The 18,469-nt window shown below is 68.3% G+C and carries 16 protein-coding genes and 1 pseudogene; 8 read left to right on the top strand and 9 right to left on the bottom strand.

Annotated features, from left to right (window positions below):
• Positions 1-37: 37 nt before the first annotated feature.
• Complete coding sequence (gene glnA, locus GST15_RS08415; protein ID WP_159016800.1) at positions 38-1,447, bottom strand: type I glutamate--ammonia ligase; 1,410 nt, start codon at positions 1,445-1,447, stop codon at positions 38-40.
• 218 nt (positions 1,448-1,665) lie between these two features.
• On the opposite strand from glnA, the gene GST15_RS08410 reads away from it, so the two are divergent.
• Complete coding sequence (locus GST15_RS08410) at positions 1,666-2,475, top strand: undecaprenyl-diphosphate phosphatase (protein WP_159016799.1); 810 nt, start codon at positions 1,666-1,668, stop codon at positions 2,473-2,475.
• 35 nt (positions 2,476-2,510) lie between these two features.
• Here the strand turns inward: GST15_RS08410 and GST15_RS08405 are convergent, their stop codons facing one another.
• The 3 genes from GST15_RS08405 to GST15_RS08395 are packed head-to-tail and all read right to left on the bottom strand — an operon-like array spanning position 2,511 to position 4,436.
• Entirely contained in the window at positions 2,511-3,191 is a 681-nt protein-coding gene (locus tag GST15_RS08405) for a hypothetical protein (protein ID WP_159016798.1), read from the bottom strand.
• Positions 3,192-3,244: 53 nt separating this feature from the next.
• A complete protein-coding gene (gene pyrE, locus GST15_RS08400) occupies positions 3,245-3,907 on the bottom strand; it encodes an orotate phosphoribosyltransferase (protein ID WP_159016797.1) in 663 nt (220 codons plus the stop codon).
• The gene (locus GST15_RS08395) at positions 3,900-4,436 is read right to left on the bottom strand and encodes a GNAT family N-acetyltransferase (RefSeq protein WP_159016796.1); all 537 of its coding nucleotides are present in this window, start codon (positions 4,434-4,436) and stop codon (positions 3,900-3,902) included. The genes pyrE and GST15_RS08395 overlap by 8 nt, the downstream gene beginning before the upstream one ends.
• 80 nt (positions 4,437-4,516) lie before the next feature.
• Here GST15_RS08395 and GST15_RS08390 point away from each other — a divergent pair, with 80 nt between their 5' ends.
• The 3 genes from GST15_RS08390 to GST15_RS08380 all read left to right on the top strand — a co-directional run bounded on the left by GST15_RS08390 (position 4,517) and on the right by GST15_RS08380 (position 7,026).
• Positions 4,517-5,320: an exodeoxyribonuclease III gene (locus GST15_RS08390; RefSeq protein ID WP_159016795.1), complete on the top strand. Its 804-nt coding sequence runs from the start codon at positions 4,517-4,519 to the stop codon at positions 5,318-5,320.
• Positions 5,317-6,630: an AmpG family muropeptide MFS transporter gene (locus GST15_RS08385; RefSeq protein WP_425482216.1), complete on the top strand. Its 1,314-nt coding sequence runs from the start codon at positions 5,317-5,319 to the stop codon at positions 6,628-6,630. Before GST15_RS08390 ends, GST15_RS08385 begins: the two co-directional genes overlap by 4 nt.
• Positions 6,631-6,708: 78 nt before the next feature.
• Positions 6,709-7,026 carry a hypothetical protein gene (locus tag GST15_RS08380; protein WP_199268742.1) on the top strand — a complete coding sequence of 106 codons (318 nt, stop codon included), beginning with the start codon at positions 6,709-6,711 and terminating at the stop codon, positions 7,024-7,026.
• On the opposite strand, the gene GST15_RS08375 is transcribed toward GST15_RS08380, so the two are convergent.
• Both GST15_RS08375 and GST15_RS08370 read right to left on the bottom strand, forming a co-directional pair.
• Positions 7,023-8,147 carry an anhydro-N-acetylmuramic acid kinase gene (locus GST15_RS08375; protein ID WP_159016794.1) on the bottom strand — a complete coding sequence of 375 codons (1,125 nt, stop codon included), beginning with the start codon at positions 8,145-8,147 and terminating at the stop codon, positions 7,023-7,025. The two genes, GST15_RS08380 and GST15_RS08375, sit on opposite strands and share 4 nt — an antisense overlap.
• 63 nt (positions 8,148-8,210) lie before the next feature.
• Complete coding sequence (locus tag GST15_RS08370) at positions 8,211-9,641, bottom strand: M23 family metallopeptidase (protein ID WP_159016793.1); 1,431 nt, start codon at positions 9,639-9,641, stop codon at positions 8,211-8,213.
• Positions 9,642-9,813: 172 nt separating this feature from the next.
• Between GST15_RS08370 and tyrS the strand changes: the two genes are divergently transcribed.
• Positions 9,814-11,028: a tyrosine--tRNA ligase gene (tyrS, locus tag GST15_RS08365; RefSeq protein WP_159016792.1), complete on the top strand. Its 1,215-nt coding sequence runs from the start codon at positions 9,814-9,816 to the stop codon at positions 11,026-11,028.
• A 54-nt stretch (positions 11,029-11,082) separates the two neighbouring features.
• On the opposite strand, the gene GST15_RS08360 is transcribed toward tyrS, so the two are convergent.
• From GST15_RS08360 to GST15_RS08350, 3 genes are all read right to left on the bottom strand, one after another.
• Complete coding sequence (locus tag GST15_RS08360) at positions 11,083-11,472, bottom strand: MAPEG family protein (protein ID WP_159016791.1); 390 nt, start codon at positions 11,470-11,472, stop codon at positions 11,083-11,085.
• A gap of 107 nt (positions 11,473-11,579) precedes the next feature.
• Positions 11,580-13,313, bottom strand: a complete 1,734-nt coding sequence (locus GST15_RS08355; RefSeq protein ID WP_159016790.1) for a M28 family metallopeptidase — start codon at positions 13,311-13,313, stop codon at positions 11,580-11,582.
• A gap of 100 nt (positions 13,314-13,413) precedes the next feature.
• Positions 13,414-14,103, bottom strand: coding sequence for a DUF4097 family beta strand repeat-containing protein (locus GST15_RS08350; RefSeq protein ID WP_199268741.1), 690 nt, complete (start codon positions 14,101-14,103; stop codon positions 13,414-13,416).
• Positions 14,104-14,271: 168 nt separating this feature from the next.
• Here GST15_RS08350 and gpmI point away from each other — a divergent pair, with 168 nt between their 5' ends.
• From gpmI to GST15_RS08335, 3 genes and pseudogenes are all read left to right on the top strand, one after another.
• Positions 14,272-15,795 (top strand): 2,3-bisphosphoglycerate-independent phosphoglycerate mutase, encoded by a 1,524-nt coding sequence (gene gpmI / locus GST15_RS08345; RefSeq protein WP_233263111.1) that lies wholly within the window; start codon positions 14,272-14,274, stop codon positions 15,793-15,795.
• Positions 15,795-17,021, top strand: a complete 1,227-nt coding sequence (locus GST15_RS08340; protein ID WP_159016788.1) for a murein hydrolase activator EnvC family protein — start codon at positions 15,795-15,797, stop codon at positions 17,019-17,021. The genes gpmI and GST15_RS08340 overlap by 1 nt, the downstream gene beginning before the upstream one ends.
• Before the next feature lie 100 nt (positions 17,022-17,121).
• Positions 17,122-18,402: pseudogene (locus GST15_RS08335) on the top strand (S41 family peptidase); the annotation flags it as partial.
• Positions 18,403-18,469 lie beyond the last annotated feature (67 nt).

Below are 18,469 nucleotides of genomic sequence, written 5' to 3'. Positions count from 1 at the left end.
CCCCCAAACCCCAAGACCTGCGACAACGACAGGCGTATCAGATGGCGTAATACATCTGGTATTCCAGCGGATGCGTCGCGGCGCGGAACGCGGTGACTTCCTTCATCTTCAGGCCGATGTAGGCGTCGATGAAATCGTCGGTGAACACGCCGCCGGCCTTGAGGAAGTCGCGATCCTTGTCCAGCGCTTCGAGTGCCTGGTCGAGCGAGTGGCACACGGTCGGGATGTTCTTCTCTTCCTCGGGCGGCAGGTCGTAGAGATCCTTGTCGCTGGGCGCGCCCGGATCGATCTGGTTCTTGATGCCGTCCAGGCCGGCCATCATCAGCGCGGCGAAGATCAGGTAACCCGAGTTCATCGGATCGGGGAAGCGGATCTCGATGCGGCGCGCCTTCGGATTCGATACGTAGGGGATGCGGCACGACGCCGAACGATTGCTTGCCGAGTACGCCAGCATCACCGGCGCCTCGAAGCCCGGCACCAGGCGCTTGTAGGAGTTGGTGGTCGAGTTGGCGAAGGCGTTGATCGCGCGCGCATGCTTGAAGATGCCGCCGATGTACCACAGCGCCATCTGCGACAGGCCACCGTAGCCGTCGCCGGTGAACAGGTTGGTGCCGCCCTTGGCCAGGCTCTGGTGCACGTGCATGCCGCTGCCGTTGTCGCCGACGATGGGCTTGGGCATGAAGGTCGCGGTCTTGCCGTTGCGGTGCGCGACGTTCTTGATGATGTACTTCATCGTCAGCAGGTCGTCGGCCTTTTTCACCAGCGTGCTGAACTTGGTGCCGATCTCGCACTGGCCGGCGTTGGCGACTTCGTGGTGGTGCACCTCGACCTCGATGCCGACGGCTTCGAGCGTCTTGCACATCTCCGCGCGCAGGTCGTGCAGCGAGTCCAGCGGCGCAACCGGGAAGTAGCCGCCCTTGATGCCGGGACGGTAGCCGCTGTTGCCGCCGGCGTATTCCTTGGCGGAGTTCCAGTGGGCTTCTTCCGAATCGATGTGGAAGAAGGTGTGGCCCATTTCATTGGCGTAGCGCACCGAGTCGAAGATGAAGAACTCCGGCTCCGGGCCGAAGAACGCCTGCTCGGCGATGCCGCTGGACTTGAGGTAGGCCTCGGCGCGACGCGCGACGCCGCGCGGGTCGCGCGAGTACGCCTGCATCGTCGCCGGATCGAGGATGTCGCAGGTCAGCACCAGCGTCGGATCGGCGGTGAACGGATCCAGGAATGCGGTCGACGCATCGGGCAGCAGCACCATGTCGGACTGGTGGATGCCCTTCCAGCCGGAGATGCTGGAGCCGTCGAACATCTTGCCGTCCTCGAACAGGCTGGCATCGATGATCGACTTGGGGAAGGTCACGTGGTGCTGCACGCCGCGCATGTCGGCGAAGCGCAGGTCGACGAATTCGACATGGTGGTCCTTGATCATTTTTTCGACGTTTTCGAGCGACATGGGAAACTCCGGGCGGCGAGGTTGGATACGGCGGGACGAGCTGCTGCCAAGGTGTTAGCAAGGCCCGTGCCAGCCTGTGGGCCCAGCATTTCCGCGGCTGGGTGAACGTCGGCAGCCCCGAATGCACACTTTGGGTGCCTGTCGTGGATGCCTTGCACTGTCGAGGTGCACGTCCGTTGCTCGGCTATGCTCCGCGCTCCCCAACTGCCCCGTGCCCCATGACCGACTTCCTGGCTGCCGTCCTGCTCGGCGTGATCGAAGGTGTCACCGAATTCCTGCCGATTTCCAGCACCGGGCACCTGCTCATCGCCGAGCGCTGGCTGGGACATCGCAGCGACCTGTTCAACATCGCCATCCAGGCCGGCGCCATCCTCGCCATCGTGCTGATCTACCGGCAGCGGCTGTGGGAACTGGTGGTCGGCTTCGCCACGCGTCCCGAAGCGCGCAGCTATTCCCTGAAACTCGCCGTGGCCTTCCTCGCGACCGCCGTGCTGGGCCTGGTGGTCAAGAAACTGGGCTGGGAATTGCCGACGACGATCCGGCCGGTGGCCTGGGCGCTGGTGATCGGCGCGATCTGGATGCTGGTGGCCGAGCAGCTGGCGGCGCGCCGCGCGCAGGCGCTGGGCGAACGGGTCGAGGTGTCATGGACAACCGCGGTGCTGGTCGGCATCGCGCAGGTGGTGGCCGGCGTGTTTCCCGGAACCTCGCGCTCGTCGGTCACCATCTTCGTGGCGCTGCTGTCGGGCACCACCAACCGGGTGGCGGCCACCGAGTTCGCGTTCCTGCTTGGTATTCCGACGATGTTCGCCGCCACCGGTTACCAGTTGCTGGCGGTGTACAAGGATGGCGGCATCGGGGGCGAGGACTGGACCGCGCTGGCGGTCGCATTCGTGGCCGCCATGGGCACCGCATTCGTCTCGGTGAAGTGGCTGTTGCGGTATATCCAGAGCCACCGTTTCACGGCCTTCGCCCTGTATCGGATCGTGCTCGCCGCGGCCCTGTTGCTGCTGGTGCCTTCGGGACAGTAGCGAGCCGGCGCGACCCGCGGATAACCCGCCAGCCCTTATCCGGCCGGCGGGGCCGGCGTGGGTGTCACGATGCCGGCGGCGTTGTCGGCCTGGGCCTGCTTGAGCGCGCGATAGCGGGTGACGGCATCGGCGAGATCGCCATCCAGTGCGGCGCGATCGCGCTGCTGCTCGCCGAGGATGCGGGTCTGGCGCGCAAGCTCGTCATGCTGGCCGCGCAACTTGGCGATGAGTATCGGCGGGACCGGTTTTCCCGACAGCTCCAGGTCGCTGGCCTGGTCCAGCAGGCTGACCAGGCTCAGGCGCAGGTTGGTCTCGCCCAGCATCGATGTCTTGAGCGCGTCGTCCAGCAGGTCGATGCGTTCGCCATAGGCGCGGCGCAGGTCGTCCTCGGTGGCGTAGGACTCGACCATGGCCAGGTCGCGACGCTGGCGCGATGTTTCGGCATCGAGCGCCACCTGCGCCTGTTCGGCAGCCTGTGCAGCCGCCGCGCGCTCCTCGGTCGTCAGTGCGCGGGCGACATCGCCGGTGTGCATGCCGGACTTCGCGCTGAATTCGGTGCGCGCGCTCTGGGCGGCTTCCGCCGGCAGGGCATCGCCGCAGATCTTGTGCCCGTTTTCATTCCAGCAGTACAGCTTCTTGCTGCCTTCGCCCGCGCGCACGCCGGCAGCAACGGACATCAGCAATGCAACGGACGCGAGAAGACGGATGTTGGTCATGGTTGCAGCCCCTGTCCTGCAAGCAATGGATGGACGCACGCGCAGGCCGGGATTCAGTCGCCGTGGCAGCCGAACGTGGCGCGGTAAGCAGCCAGGCGCGCGTGCTCGGCGACAAGTTCCGCGCTTTCCCCCGCAAACGCAAGCAGGTCGGACAGGGTTGCGACTGCGATCACGGGAATGCCCTGGCGCGCGGCGAGCTCCTGCGCGGCGGACCGTCGAACGGCGGCATCCGGATCGACGACCTCTTCGCGATCCAGGGCGATGACGATCGCGGCGGGAATGCCGCCGGCTTCGGTGATCAGGGCCAGCGCTTCGCGGATCGCGGTTCCGGCGGTGATGACGTCGTCGACGATGAGCACGCGGCGACCGGCCAGTGGCGCCCCGATCAGCGCACCGCCTTCGCCGTGGGTCTTGGCTTCCTTGCGATTGAATGCCAGCGGCAGGTCGCGGCCGCGCGCGGCATAGGTGCAGGCCAGCGCCGTGGCCAGCGGAATGCCCTTGTAGGCGGGCCCGAACAGCAGGTCGAACTGCGCCCCCGACGCGTCCAGCGCATCGGCGTAGCACGCGGCCAGCGCGGCCAGCGCGGCGCCGGTGTCGAAGCGCCCGGCGTTGAAGAAGTACGGGCTGCTGCGTCCGGATTTCAGCACGAAGTCGCCGAACCGCAGCGCGTCGGCGCGCAGGGCCAGCTCGAGGAACCGCCGTCGATGGTCATCCATGCGGCGATTGTCCCATGGCATCGGCGGCCTTCGCCCCGAGCTGTCGCCACATCAGGTGTTGCGGACCGGCATTGCCGCCGGCGAACAGCTGCCCGCTGTCGACGAATCCGGCCTTGCGATAGGTGGCGATGCCCGCCGTGTTGCGGCAATGCACCAGCAGCAGCACCAGGCGCCGCCGTGGATGCCGGCGTTCGATGTCGGCGCACAGCGCCGACGCCGCGCGCGCACCGGCGCCCCGTCCCTGCTGCGCGGCATCGATCACGAACGCGCGCAGCCCGACGCCGGGTGCGCCGATGCCGCGGCCGATGACGGCATTGGCGGAAAAATCCAGGCGATAGAAGCCGATCACGGTGTCGCCATCCAGCACCGCCATCGCCTCGCCCGAGCGATCGTCCTGCGCCATGCGCAGGCTGAGCGCCGGGTCGCCGGCGTAGGCCTCCTGGCCGGGCTTCACCCGCAAGGCCGCGATCGCGGCATGCATGTCCGCTGTCACCGGCGCCACGCGCACGTCTGCAACGGATCGATCCATCACCGGATTCTATTCCGGCAGCCAATGCGCCGCGCGCTGGTGCGTTGCTATCATCCGGCGACACTGTCCGCGGGCCGCGCATGCGCATCATCAGCTTCAATGCCAACGGCCTGCGCTCGGCCGCAAGCAAGGGATTTTTCGACTGGTTCGCCGGCCAGGACGCCGATGTCCTGTGCGTGCAGGAGACCAAGGCGCAGGAGCACCAGCTCAGTGGCGAGGAAGGCGCGCGCAACGGCTGTGTCCCCGAGGGCTACAAGGCGTGGTTCCGCGATGCATCGACGAAGAAGGGCTATAGCGGCGTCGCCATCTATTCGCGACGCGAACCCGACTCCCTCCACACCGCGCTGGGCTGGCCCGCGTTCGACGAGGAAGGCCGCTACCTCGAGGCGCGCTTCGGCAACCTGAGCGTGGTGTCGATGTACGTGCCGTCGGGGTCGTCGGGCGAGCTGCGCCAGGGATTCAAGTTCGAGGTGATGGAGTGGCTGCGGCCCATCTTCGACCAGTGGCTGGCCAGCGGCCGCGACTACGTGCTGTGCGGAGACTGGAACATCGTCCGCAGCGCGCTGGACATCCGCAACTGGAAATCCAACCAGAAGAACTCGGGCTGCCTGCCCGCGGAGCGCGACTGGCTCAACGGCCTGTGCAGCGATGACGGTGGCTGGGTCGACGCCTATCGCGCGCTGCACGCGGAAGGCGAGGACTACACCTGGTGGAGCAACCGTGGCGCCGCGCGCGCCAAGAACGTCGGCTGGCGGATCGATTACCAGATCGTGACCCCGTCGCTGCGCGACCGGCTGCGCGCATGCGCGATCCATCCGCAGCCGCGCTTCTCCGACCATGCGCCCTTCGTCGTGGACTATGCCCTGCAGGAGCGCGCCGGATGACGGCCGCCATCGCCGAGGGCAAACCGGCCAAGCCCTCGGTCTGGAAGGCCTTCACCCAGCCGGCGGCGTGGACGATGTTCTTCTTCGGCTTCTCGTCGGGGCTGCCGTTCCTGCTGGTCGCCGGCACGCTGGCGTACTGGCTCAAGGACAACGGCATCGAGTTGAAGGAGATCACGGTCATCGCCAGCGCCGGCATGACCTATGCGCTGAAATTCCTGTGGGCGCCGCTGCTCGACCACACGCGCCTGCCGCTGCTGTCGCGCCTGGGGCAACGCCGCAGCTGGCTGCTGCTCGCGCAACTGGGCGTTGTCCTCGGCCTGCTTGCGATGGCCCTGTCGACGCCCGCGCAGCTGGGCGCGTTCATCGTCTTCACCCTGCTGGTGGCCTTCGCCGGTGCCACCCAGGACATCGCGGTGGATGCCTACCGCATCGAGATCGCGCCACCGGCGGCGCAGGGCGCGCTGGTCGCGGTGTATTCACTGGGCTATCGCATCGCCCTGATCGTCACCGGCATGGTGGCGCTGATCCTCGCCGACCATATCGCCTGGGCCGGGGTCTACGAGTTGATGGCGCTGCTGATGCTGGTGCCCGTCGTGGCCACGCTGGTCGCGCGCGAGCCGGACATCCTGCGCACGCGACCGGCGAGCTGGGCGCAGTGGATGCGCGAAAGCGTGATCGATCCCTTCGATGATTTCTTCCGTCGCTATGGCTGGCAGACGGCGCTGCTGACCCTGTTGTTCATCCTGTTGTTCAAGATCCCGGAGCAGGCGCTGGTCGGCGGGATCATGAGCCCGTTCTACATCGACATGGGTTTCACCAAGACCCAGATCGGCACCATCACCAAGTTGTACGGCGTGTGGATCGGCATCCTCGGCGTGTTCCTGGGCGGCATCGCGATCGCGCGCTGGGGCGTGCGCAAGCCGCTGCTGGCCTCGGTCATCCTGTGCGCGAGCTGCAACCTGCTGTACGTCTGGCTGACGTACCACCACGGCGACCTGGCCGCGCTGACGCTGGTGATCTCCGCGGAAAACCTGAGCCTGGGTTTCCTGGGGACGGCCGCCGTGGCCTTCCTGTCGTCGCTGGTCAACCGCCAGTACACGGCCACGCAATATGCGCTGCTCAGCTCCATGGTCAACCTGCCTGGCAAGGTGCTGGGCGTGTTCGCGGGGGGGATCGTCGAGGCCACCGGCTACAGCACCTACTTCATCATCGCCACGTTGGCGGTGTTGCCGGCGACCGCCCTGTTGCTGTATCTGTGGCCGCGATTCCGGGCGGCCGATGCGGGGGCGACGGCGACGGCAAAACCCTGAGGCCCCTGCGTCGTGCACGGCAACGTGACGCGGCGCTGCTAGATTGCCGAATCACCATGGAGGACCCACCGGCTTCCCATGACCGACATCGTCCTGCGCGAGATCGATCCACGGCTCTTCGAACGCATCCGGCGTATCGGAGAGGCGCGCGGCTGGGATGTGCCGGACACCCTGCTGAACGTGCTCATGCATGGCCTGGAGGCCTTCGAGGGCGGGGCGACTCCGGTGTTTGCGGATGCCGAGGCGCATGCGCTGGAGGCCGCCATCGCCGCGCTGGAGCACGTTCCCGATGATCCGGGCTTTGCCCTGATCGGCCGCGCCGCGCCGATCGTCGAGCCCGCGGACGAGCCAGACCAGTCCATCGACACCAGCTTCCGCCTGGAAAGCCCCGCCTAGGCCGGATGGATCGCGCCCAGCACGCGGCCGCCGCGTGCGCCGGTCACCGCCGGCAGGTTGCCGTGGCGGCCGGCGAGCGTCTCGCGTGCCAGCCAGGCAAAGCCCATCGCCTCGATGAAGTCCGGATCCACGCCATGGACGGCGGTGGATTCGACCGTGACCGTGGGCAGCCACGCGCGGATGCGCGCCAGCAGGAACGGGTTGTGCACGCCGCCGCCGCAGACCAGCAGCCGCGTGGTGTCGGGCTGGGTGGCGAGCAGGGCGTTGGCCACGCTGGCCGCGGTGAGTTCGGCCAGCGTGGCCTGCACATCGCCGGGCTCGCGCCGGATCGACCCGAGGCCGGCCTGCAGCCAGGCCAGGTGGAACTGTTCGCGACCCGTGCTCTTGGGCGGGGGCAGGTCGAACCAGCGTTCCTCCAGCAGCGTGGCCAGCAGGGCGGTGTCGGCCTGCCCACTCGCGGCGAAGGCGCCACCGGCGTCGAATGCGGCGCCGGTGTGGTGCGCGCACCAGGCGTCGAGCAGGGCATTCGCCGGACCGGTGTCGAAGCCGCGCACGGCGCCTTCGCGCGGCAGCAGGGTCAGGTTGGCGATGCCGCCCAGGTTGAGCACGGCGCGGGCTTCGTCGGGCGATCGCAGCAGCGCGGCATGCAGCGCCGGCAGCAGTGGCGCGCCATGCCCGCCGGCGGCGACATCGCGGCGGCGGAAATCGGCCACCGTGGTGATCCCGGTGCGCTCGGCGATGACGTTGCCGTCGCCCAGTTGCCAGGTGAACGGCCAGCGCGTGTCGGGACGATGGCGGATGGTCTGTCCATGCGAGCCGATCGCGCGCACCGCAACCGCGTCGACGCCCGCGGCGGCGAGCAACTCCTGCGTCGCGTCGGCGAAGGCGTGCGCGATTTCCACGTCGAGATGGCCGATGTCGTCCAGCGACGTGCAGTCGCCGCCTTGCCCGAAGTGCAGCAGGCGCGAACGGATCGCGTCACCCCATGGCCGGCTGTGGCCATGCAGGAGTTCGCAGGGCGCGTGTGGGTCACCCGAGGCGAAGCGGACGAGCGCCGCATCGATGCCGTCGGCGCTGGTGCCCGACATCAACCCCACGTATAGCTGCGCATCCGATCTCATGCCAGGCCCACCACGGGCGAATGCGCCCATCGGGTTGCGAGGATAGCGGCTACGCGGGATGCGTCAGGCTTTCTTGCCGCGCCGGGTGGAGTGGATCGGCGCCGCGTCGGCATAGATCACGTTCTCGACGCTGCGGATCTTGGCCAGCGCGGTGCCGGTCTGCGCGCGGAACTGCGCCAGCGCCGGTCCACCGAGCGGTTCCGGCGGCGGCATGGTGATCGACAGCGGATTGCGGTGCACGCCATTGACGCGGAATTCGTAATGCAGGTGCGGGCCGGTCGCCAGGCCCGACATGCCGACGTAGCCGATCACGGCGCCCTGCGCGACGCGCTGGCCGACGTGTTCCTTGCCGAAATTGGACATGTGCCCGTACAGGGTGGTGTAGCCGTGGCCGTGGTCGAGGATCACCACGCGACCGTAGCCGCCCTTCCATCCGACGAACTGCACGCGCGCATCGCCTGCGGCCTGGATCGGCGTGCCGCTGGAGGCGGCGAAGTCGACGCCTTCATGCATGCGCATGCGGCCCAGGATCGGGTGGAAGCGGTTGCCGAAGGTGGATGTCAGGCGCGCATACGGGATCGGCATGCGGATGAAGCTGCGCTTGAGCGGGCGCCCGTCGCCAGTGAAATATTCGGCCTTGCCGTTGCGCTCGAAGCGGAAGCCGGAATGGAGCTTGCCGCCGACGGTGAAGGTCGCCGCCTGCACGGGGCCGGTGCCGACCAATTCGCCATCGCGCCACATCTGGTCGACGACGACGCTGAAGCGGTCGTTGGCGCCGACGTCGTCGTTGAAGTCGATGTCGTACTTGAAGATATCGTCGGTCAGCGTGGCGATGTTGCTGGGCGTCAGCCCGAGCTTGCGCGCCGAGCGGTACAGCGACGGTCCGACCTCGCCGCTGAGCACCACGGTGCGGACTTCGGTCGGACGCTCGATGACCTGCTCGTGGACGTCGTCGCCGAGCAGCGACAACTCCACGCGGTGGGTCGGGTCGCGATCAAAGCGCAGCGTGCGCAGGCTGCCGTCGACCGGCAGGTCGAAGCCGAGCACGCTGCCCGGCTTGAGGTGCGCGAGCGATGCCTTCGCGCCGGGCTGCGCCAGCAGGCGATGCAGCGTGGCGGCCGGGATGCCCAGCTGGTCGAACAGCGACGACAGCGTCTGCCCCGACTGCACGGTCACGAGCTGCCAGCTGTCGCCGGCCTGGCCACGCAGTCGTGCCAGCGGCAGCGCCGGCAATGCCAGGGCCAGTGTCGTGCGTGGCATCAGCGAGGGCGCGTGCGTGTCGGGAGACAATCCGGGAACGATCGCGGCAACCAGCGCGCCCATCGTCGCGAACAGGCTGGCATGCGCCCACTGGCGGCGGGTCCAGCGGCCATTGAAGGCGGCGGGCAGGCGTGTCGCCAGCACCTTCCGGTGCAACGCCGCTTCGCGTAGGGTTTCCAGGCGGGCACGCCGGCCGCTGCTGCTTTCGGTGCGGAAAGCTCCGGATTCGCTCATCGGTGGTGCCCCTTGCCGGCGTGATGGATACGTCAAGGGGCTACCATAGACGCGCGAAAAGAGTGCGTCAAACCCTTGAACGCATTGAAGTTTTTTCCGGCCCCCATTTAACTTGCGGTTAACGCATGTTTCACGACCAGCGTCACGCCCGTTGCGCGACGGCCTAAGAGAGATGCCCTTGCCTGCCCCAGACCAGCTCGAACTGATCGCCCGTGGGGCGGTGGATATCTTCAAGCGCGACGAGCTGGCGGCGCGGCTGGCGAGCGGCCGTCCGCTGCGGGTCAAGGCCGGGTTCGATCCCACCGCGCCCGACCTGCACCTGGGCCACACGGTGCTGCTCAACAAGATGCGCCAGTTCCAGGACCTCGGGCACCGGGTGATCTTCCTGATCGGCGACTTCACCGGGATGATCGGCGACCCGACCGGCAAGAACGTCACGCGCAAGCCGCTGACGCGCGACGAGATCGTGGCCAATGCCGCGACCTATGCCGAGCAGGTGTTCAAGGTGCTCGACCGCGACCGCACCGAGGTGCGCTTCAACTCGGAATGGTTCGATGCGATGACGGCGGCCGACATGGTCCGCCTCGCCGGCCAGCACACGGTGGCGCGCATGCTCGAGCGCGACGATTTCGCCAAGCGCTACGCCGCGCAGCAGCCGATCGCGCTGCACGAATTCCTCTATCCACTGGTGCAGGGCTACGACTCGGTGGCGCTGGAGGCCGATGTCGAGCTCGGTGGCACCGACCAGACCTTCAACCTGCTGATGGGACGCGGGCTGCAGGAGCATTTCGGGCAGCCGCCGCAGATCGTGCTGACGATGCCGCTGCTCGAAGGCCTGGACGGCGTGCAGAAGATGTCCAAGTCGCTGGGCAACACCATCGGCATCGACGAACCGCCGATCGACATGGTGACCAAGGCGCTGAAGATCGGCGACGACCTGCTGTGGCGCTGGATCGAGTTGCTGAGCTTCGACATCGGCATCGACGAGGCCAGGCAGCTGCGCGCCGATGTCGACGCCGGCATCCTCAATCCGCGCGACGTCAAGCTGCGCCTGGCGCGCGAACTGGTCGCGCGTTTCCACGGGGCGTCCGCGGCCGACACCGCGATCGCGGGCTGGAATGCCGCCGTGCGTGGCGAAGGCGATACCGCGTCGTTGCCGTTGACGGATGTCGTGGTTCCCGCCGACGGCCTGCGCATCGCGGCGCTGCTGACGGCAGCGGGCCTGTCGTCCAGCAACTCCGAAGCCAACCGCAAGCTCAAGGAACGCTCGGTGCGCATCGACGGCGAAGTCATCGAGGATGCGCAACGCGTGTTCGCGCCCGGCTTCACCGGCGTGCTGGCGATCGGCAAGCGCAACTTCGCCCGCGTGCGCCTCGTATTGGCGTAGGGCGGGTCTCGACCCGCCGACCCTCGGCAATGGCGGGTCGAGACCCGCCCTACGTCAGGCGATCTTCTGCGCCGCCTGCACCATCAGCGCAATCACGCAGGCGATCGCGCCGGCCCACACCAGGCTGCGCAATGCCGCGATCCCGGCGATGTAGAACACCCCGTGCAGGATGCGCAGCCCGACGAACACCAGCGCCAGCATCGAGATGCGCGCCGGATCCACGCCCGCCGCCTGCGCCATCAGCACCGCGGCAGCGAAGGCCGCGAACGCCTCGAAGGCGTTGAGCTGCGCGGCATTGGCGCGCGCCGCGCGCGGGTTGTCCTGCCTGGCCAGCCAGGCGCGCGGATCGCGATTGTCGTAACGCGGGCCGGAGCCCTTGGCGATGCCGACCCACACATACGGCAGCAGTGCCGCCACGAGAATGCACCAGTAGGCTGTTGTCATGCGCGTCTCCCCGAAGTCGCGCCAGCTTTGCACGGCGGGGCGGCTGTCGGCAAAGCAAAAAAAACGGCGCCGCGAGGGCGCCGTCTTTCAGTGCGGGGGATTGCCGATTACGGGGTCGCGGTCGCCGGCTTCGCCGGGGCGATCCTGGGGCTCATCATCATGTCGCGCGCGGCCTTGAACGGATTGCCCGGATACCACTCCGGCCACTTGCCGTCGCTCGTCAGTTGCTGGCCGACGCCATAGACGTCGTTGAGCAGGTCGACCACGCCATCCACCTTCCACGTGGCCGCGTCGTACTGGTCGCCCGGCTTGTGGTAGCGGTGCTCGTTGTAGTCCTTGCCGGCCGCATCGCCTGCAGCGGTGCCGCCCTCGACGAGGTCATCGCCACTGCCCACGTCCATCGCCGGCACGCCGGCCTTGGCGAAGTTGAAGTGATCGGAGCGGAAGTAGCTGCCGGCTTCCGGATGCGACTCGGCGTGCAGCGCCAGGCCCTGCTTGCTGGTGACGTCCTTCAGCACGTCTTCCAGTTGCGAGCTGCCCATGCCGACGACGGTAAGGTCGTGCGTCTTGCCATTGACCCCGAGCGCATCGAGGTTGATCACGCCAACGGTCTTGTCCAGCGGGACCACCGGATGGGCGACGTAGTACTGCGAGCCCAGCAGTCCGGATTCCTCCAGGGTGACCGCGATGAACAGCACCGAGCGCTGCGGCGGCGGTTGCTGGTGCTTGAACGCCTCGGCGATCTCCAGGATGCCGGCCACGCCCGTGGCGTTGTCGACGGCGCCGTTGTAGATGTTGTCGCCGGTCTCGCCCGGATGCTTGCCCAGGTGGTCCCAGTGCGCCATGTAGACCATGGCTTCATCCGGATGCGTGCTGCCGTCCAGGCGGCCGATGACATTGCGCGACTGCTTCTGGACGATGGTGTTCTTGAGGTCCAGTGACAGCGTGGCCTTGATCGGCACGGGCTTGAAACCCGGCTTGTTGGCGGCGGCGCGCAGCTTGTCCAGGTCCAGTCCGCTGTCGGCGAACAGCGATTGCGCCTGCTCTCCGGTGATCCAGCCCTGGGCCGGCAGGCGTGGTGCGGGATCGGTGCTGGCCGGCAACGCGTACTGGGCGCCGGACCAGGAGTTCTTCACCACGTCCCAGCCATAGGAGGCGCCAGGCGTGTCGTGGATGATCAGTGCGGCGGCCGCGCCCTGGCGGGCGGCTTCCTCGTACTTGTAGGTCCAGCGACCGTAGTAGGTCATCCGCTTGCCTTCGAACAGCTTCGGATCGTTGGCGTGGAAGCCGGGATCGTTGACCAGCATCACCACGGTCTTGCCCTTGACGTCCAGGCCTGCGTAATCGTTCCAGTGCTGCTCGGGTGCATTGACGCCGTAGCCGACGAACACCAGCTGGCTGTCGTCGATCTTGACCTCGGGCTGGCCGTTGGTGGTTCCGATCACCATGTCGCTGCCCATCTTCAGCTCGCGCGGCTTGCCGTCGACGGTGAGCGTGAGCGTCGTGTCCGGGTTGGCGGTGGTCTCGACCATCGGCACGGTCTGGAACCACTCGCCGTTGTTGCCCGGCTTCAGGCCGATGCGCTCGAACTGCGACTTGATGTACTGGACCGACTTCTCCTCGCCTGGCGTGCCCGGGCCGCGGCCTTCGAAGTCGTCGGACGCCAGCACCTTGACGTGCTGGACGAAATCGTCGGCATTGATGGCCGGGACGAAGTCATGCGCCGATGCGGCTGGCGGTGTCGGCGCGGCCGGCACGGCGGGCGCCTGCGCCGGCGGCTGGCGCTGGCAGGCGGCCAGCAGGGTGACGGCGATGAGGCCTGGCAGGAGATGTCGCTGCATGCGGGATCGATCCGGAGGAAAGCGGAACCCCGGAGTCTACCCCTGCCTGTGTGCCCGGCACCGTGACGCACGTCCGCTGCGCGCAGGCGGCGCCAGCGGTTTAGTCCTGCGGTGGGCGATCGCCGCTGTAGGGCACGGCGGTCGCGCCGGTCACGCCGCCGATGCGGGCGCTGCTGTGCACGTACAACTTCACTTCGCGCTCGAATACCAGCGGACCGTCGACCACCGCGTCCGGGCCGATGATGATGCGCGGCGGCTGGCGCTTGCCGAAGGTGATCGGCAGCCAGCTGGCGCTCGGCTTCTCCACCTTGATGCCGCCCTTGACGTGGGAGCCGACGCCGACGGTGATGTCGCCGTTGACCGTGTCGATGCCGCCACCCAGGTCGGCGTCGACCAGGCCGATCGCGCCATTGACGGTGGTGACGCCCTTGGCGACCTGGCCGCCGCGATCGACGAAGACACCGCCGTTGACGGTTTCGATGCCGCCGTCGACCTGCACGCGGCTGCCCAGGTGGATGCTGCCGTTGACCGTGGTCAGGCCGCCGCTATGCGCGTTGTCGCCGGCCTTGATGCTGCCGTTGACCGTTTCAGCGCTGCCGGTGATCGCGCCGCTGGCGATGCGGATGCTGCCGTTGACGGTCTCCAGGCTGCCCCAGGCGTGTCCGGCCTCGGCGTCGATGCTGCCGTTGACCTTGTCGACGTCGTTGTCGCCGGCATGCGCGCTGGTCAGCGGGGCGGCGATGGCCAATGCGATGGAGCAGGTCAGGATTGCGATGCGGGTGCTGGACATGGGGCAGTGCCTCGGACGAAGGGATCCACGATATCGATGCGGCGACGGCAGGCGGCGTTTAAGCCGCAGCGGCCACGGGGGCATCGTGCAGCGCTTCGCTACACTGCGCACCTGTCCGAAGTCACGAGGCCATTCGTCGTGCAAGCCGCAAGCCAGCGCCCAAAACCCGTGGTCCTGCTCATCCTGGATGGCTGGGGCCATCGGGACGATCCGCGGGACAACGCGCTGGCACAGGCGAACCTGCCGCATTGGCGCGCGCTGTGGGCCAGCCGGCCGCACACGCTGATCCATACCGAGGGCCGTCATGTCGGCCTGCCCGACGGGCAGATGGGCAATTCCGAAGTCGGGCACATGAACCTCGGCGCGGGCCGCATCGTCCACCAGGACCTGACCCGCATCGATGCAGCGATCGAGGATGGAAGTTTTTTCACCAACCCCGAACTGCTCGCGGCCTGCCGCGCCGCGATCGACGGCGGCGGCACGTTGCATGTCATGGGCCTGCTGTCGCCCGGCGGCGTGCACAGCCATGAGCGGCAGGTCTTCGCGATGCTGGAACTGGCGAGGCGCGCGGGCGTGCCGCGGGTTGCCGTGCACGCATTCCTGGACGGTCGCGACACCCCACCGCGGTCGGCCACGCCCAGCCTGGCCGCGCTGCAGCGCCAGTGCGAGGCGGTCGGCAATGCCACCATCGCCACCGTCTGCGGCCGTTACTACGCCATGGATCGCGACCAGCGCTGGGATCGCGTCCGGCGCGCGTGGGATGCCATCGTCGATGCCCGCGCGGATCATCGCGCCAGCGACGCGCAGGCCGCGCTTGCGGCGGCCTATGCGCGCGGGGAAAACGACGAGTTCGTCGCGCCGACCGTGATCGACGACGGCGCCGGTTCCGGCATGCCGGTGAACGACGGCGATGCGCTGGTGTTCATGAATTTCCGCGCCGATCGCGCCCGCGAGTTGACGGCGGCATTCGTGGATCCCGGCTTCGACGGGTTCCAGGCGCGGCGCCCGCGCTTGTCGTCCTGCGTGACCCTGACCGAATACGACGCGACGCTTCCCGTGCAGGTGGCGTTCGCACCGGACGACCTGACGCACACGCTGGGCGAGGTGCTCGCCGCGCAGGGCATGCGCCAGCTGCGCATCGCCGAGACCGAGAAATACGCGCACGTCACTTTCTTCTTCAGTGGCGGCCGCGAGGATCCGTATCCGGGCGAGGAGCGCATCCTGGTGCCCAGCCCGAAGGTCGCGACCTATGACCTGCAGCCGCAGATGAGCCTTCCGGAATTGTCGGCGCGGCTGGTGGATGCGATCGCAGGCGGACGTTTCGACGTGATCATCTGCAACATCGCCAATCCCGACATGGTGGGCCACACCGGCGACATGGCCGCCGCCATCCAGGCGACCGAGGCGGTCGACGCCGCGATCGGACAGGTGACCGATGCCGTGCAGGCGGCCGGCGGCGCGATGCTGGTCACCGCCGACCACGGCAATGTCGAAATGATGCGCGACCCGGTCACCGGACAGCCGCATACCGCGCACACGGTGGGACCGGTGCCGCTGGTCTACGTCGGCCGGCGCGACGCGCGGTTGCGCGATGGCGGCTCGCTGCGCGACGTCGCGCCGACGATCCTGGACCTGCTGGGACTGCCCAGGCCGGTTGAAATGACCGGCCGCAGCCTGTTCGACGGGGATTGATGCAGCCTCGATATCCCCTGGCCTGCGTCGTCCTCGTCCTGCTGGCCTGCTGCCCTGGCATGGGCAACGCGCAAAGCAGCCGCGAGGCGCAACGCAAGCTCGAGCGCATCCAGCACGAGCTCAAGGCGGTCGCGACGCAGCGACGCGAGATCGCCGGCCAGCGCACCGATGCATCGCGGCAGCTGCGCACGGCCGATGAGCAGCTCGGCCATTCCGGGCGTGCGCTGAGCGACACCGAAACCCGCCTCGCCCGCGAGCAGTCATCGCTGGCATCCCTGCAGCAGCGTCGCCAGGACCTGCAGGCGACCCTGGGCGCACAACGCCAGGAGCTCGCGGGCCTGCTGCGCGACGCCTACACGGTGCGCCCCGGCACGCCATTGCAGTTGATGCTGGCGCAGGATCGCGTCGCCGATGCCAGTCGCGTGCTGACCCTGCATGGCTACCTGCAGCGCGATCGCGCACGGCGCATCGGCCTGCTGACCACGCAGCTACGCGAGCTCGACACGGTCGAAGCGCAGATCGTGCAGACACGCTCCCAGCTGGCGGCGACCAAGGCGGCACAACACGCGCAGCTGGTCCAGTTGCAGCGCGATCGGGTGGCGCAGGCCAGGGCCGTTGCGCAACTGGACCAGCGGTACCGCGACCGCGCGGAACGCGAACAGGCGTTGACCCAGGACGCCCGCAACCTGCAGCAGCTGCTCGCGCAGTTGCGCGCCGCCGCCGCGCGCGAGGCGGAACGCAAGGCCGCCGCGGCCCGCGCCGCGCGTGCGGCGGCAACCGTGCCCGGGATGCGCACGACCCGGCGGCCGCCACCGCCGGTGATCGCGAATGCCGCTCCGTTGCGGGTGGGCGGATTGGGCTGGCCGGTGTCCGGCACGCTGCTCGCCGGCTTCGGCGCGACACTGCCCGATGGCGGCACCAGCCACGGCGTGTTGATCGCCGCGCCCGCCGGCACGCCGGTCAAGGCCGTCGCCGACGGTCGCGTCGTCTTCGCCGACTGGATGAATGGCTACGGCCTGATCGTCATCGTCGACCACGGCAACGGCAACATGAGCCTGTATGCGCACAACGAGGCGCTGCTGCGCGATGTCGGGGCCACGATCAAGCGCGGCGACGCGGTCGCCAGCGTCGGCAACTCCGGCGGCGGCAGCCGGCCGGGCCTGTATTTCGAGTTGCGCCGCAACGGCCAGCCAGTGAACCCCATGGGCTGGCTGCAGAAAAACTGAGCTGGGTGATCACGAACGCGATGCGGGCATGCCAGCATGCTCGGATTGAACCCGCCGGCCGATGGCCAGTCCAACCACCCTCGCTCCCGGAGTGCCTGCCATGCGTTTCCGCCTGTGGATCGCGCTGTTCCTCAGCTTGCCGCTGCTGCCCGCCCGCGCCCAGGACGTGCCGGCGCAGGCCGCGGTCGCGCCCAGCGACGATCCCGACGCCGCGCAGACGGCTGCCAGCAAGGTGCCGCTGGACGAAATCCGGCGCTATGTCGGCGTCTACAACACCGTGCGCGAGGCCTATGTCGATCCGGTGGACGACAAAAAACTGATGCAGTCGGCGATCAAGGGACTGTTGACCGACCTGGATCCGCACAGCGCCTACCTGGAGAAAAGCGACGCGCAGGCCTTCGACGAGGAGACCAGCGGGGCCTATGCCGGCATCGGCGTCGAAGTGCAGCCGCAGCCGGACGGCACGATCAAGGTCATCGCGCCCATCGACGACACCCCGGCCGCGCGCGCCGGCATCCGCTCCGGCGACATCATCACCGGGGTCGACGGCAAGCCCGTCTCCGCCGCCGACGACGACAGCCAGGGACCGTTGCGCGGCGTGGCTGGCAGCAAGGTGACCCTGACCCTGGTGCGCAAGGGTCTCGACAAGCCCTTCGACGTCACCCTCGTGCGCGAGACCATCCGCGTCGCGAGCGTGCGCGGCCGCATGCTGGAGCCGGGACTGGGCTACCTGCGGATCGCCGCCTTCCAGGCCGACACCGCCACTGATTTCGAACACCAGCTGGCGCTGTTGCAGGCGCAGTCGGGCAAGGGCCTGCGTGGCCTGGTGCTGGACCTGCGCAGCAACCCGGGTGGCCTGCTGACGTCGGCGGTGCAGATCGCCGACGACCTGCTGGACAAGGGCAGGATCGTCAGCACGCGCGGACGCATTCCCATGAGTGACAGCGTGTTCCGCGCGACCCCCGGCGATCGCCTGCGCGGCGCGCCGCTGGTGGCGCTGGTCGATGCCGGATCAGCCAGTGCCGCGGAAGTCCTCGCCGGCGCGCTGGCCGACAACCACCGTGCACGCACCATCGGCAGCCGCACCTTCGGCAAGGGCTCGGTGCAGACGCTGCTGCCGCTGGACAACGGCGACTCGATCAAGCTCACCACCGCCCGTTACTACACGCCCAGCGGCGCCTCCATCCAGGCGCGCGGCATCGAGCCCGACGTGGTGCTGCATCCGGCCAAGGATGCGATCAACGGCGGCCACGCCGACTACACCGAGGCCCTGCTGCCCGGCCACCTGCGCGGGGACGGCGAGGGCCAGGCCGGCAGCAACGCCGGCGACGTCCTGGACGGCGACGCGCCGATCGCGGCGGCTTTGGTCGAGTTGAAGAAGCAGGTCGCCGGCATTGCCGGTGCCAAATCGAATCGCTGAGGCGGCGGGTCGATCGGTGCGCGCTGGG

The organism is Cognatiluteimonas profundi (genome assembly GCF_009792795.1).
GTDB lineage: Bacteria > Pseudomonadota > Gammaproteobacteria > Xanthomonadales > Xanthomonadaceae > Cognatiluteimonas > Cognatiluteimonas profundi.
This window is presented reverse-complemented; position numbering and strand designations above follow the sequence as displayed.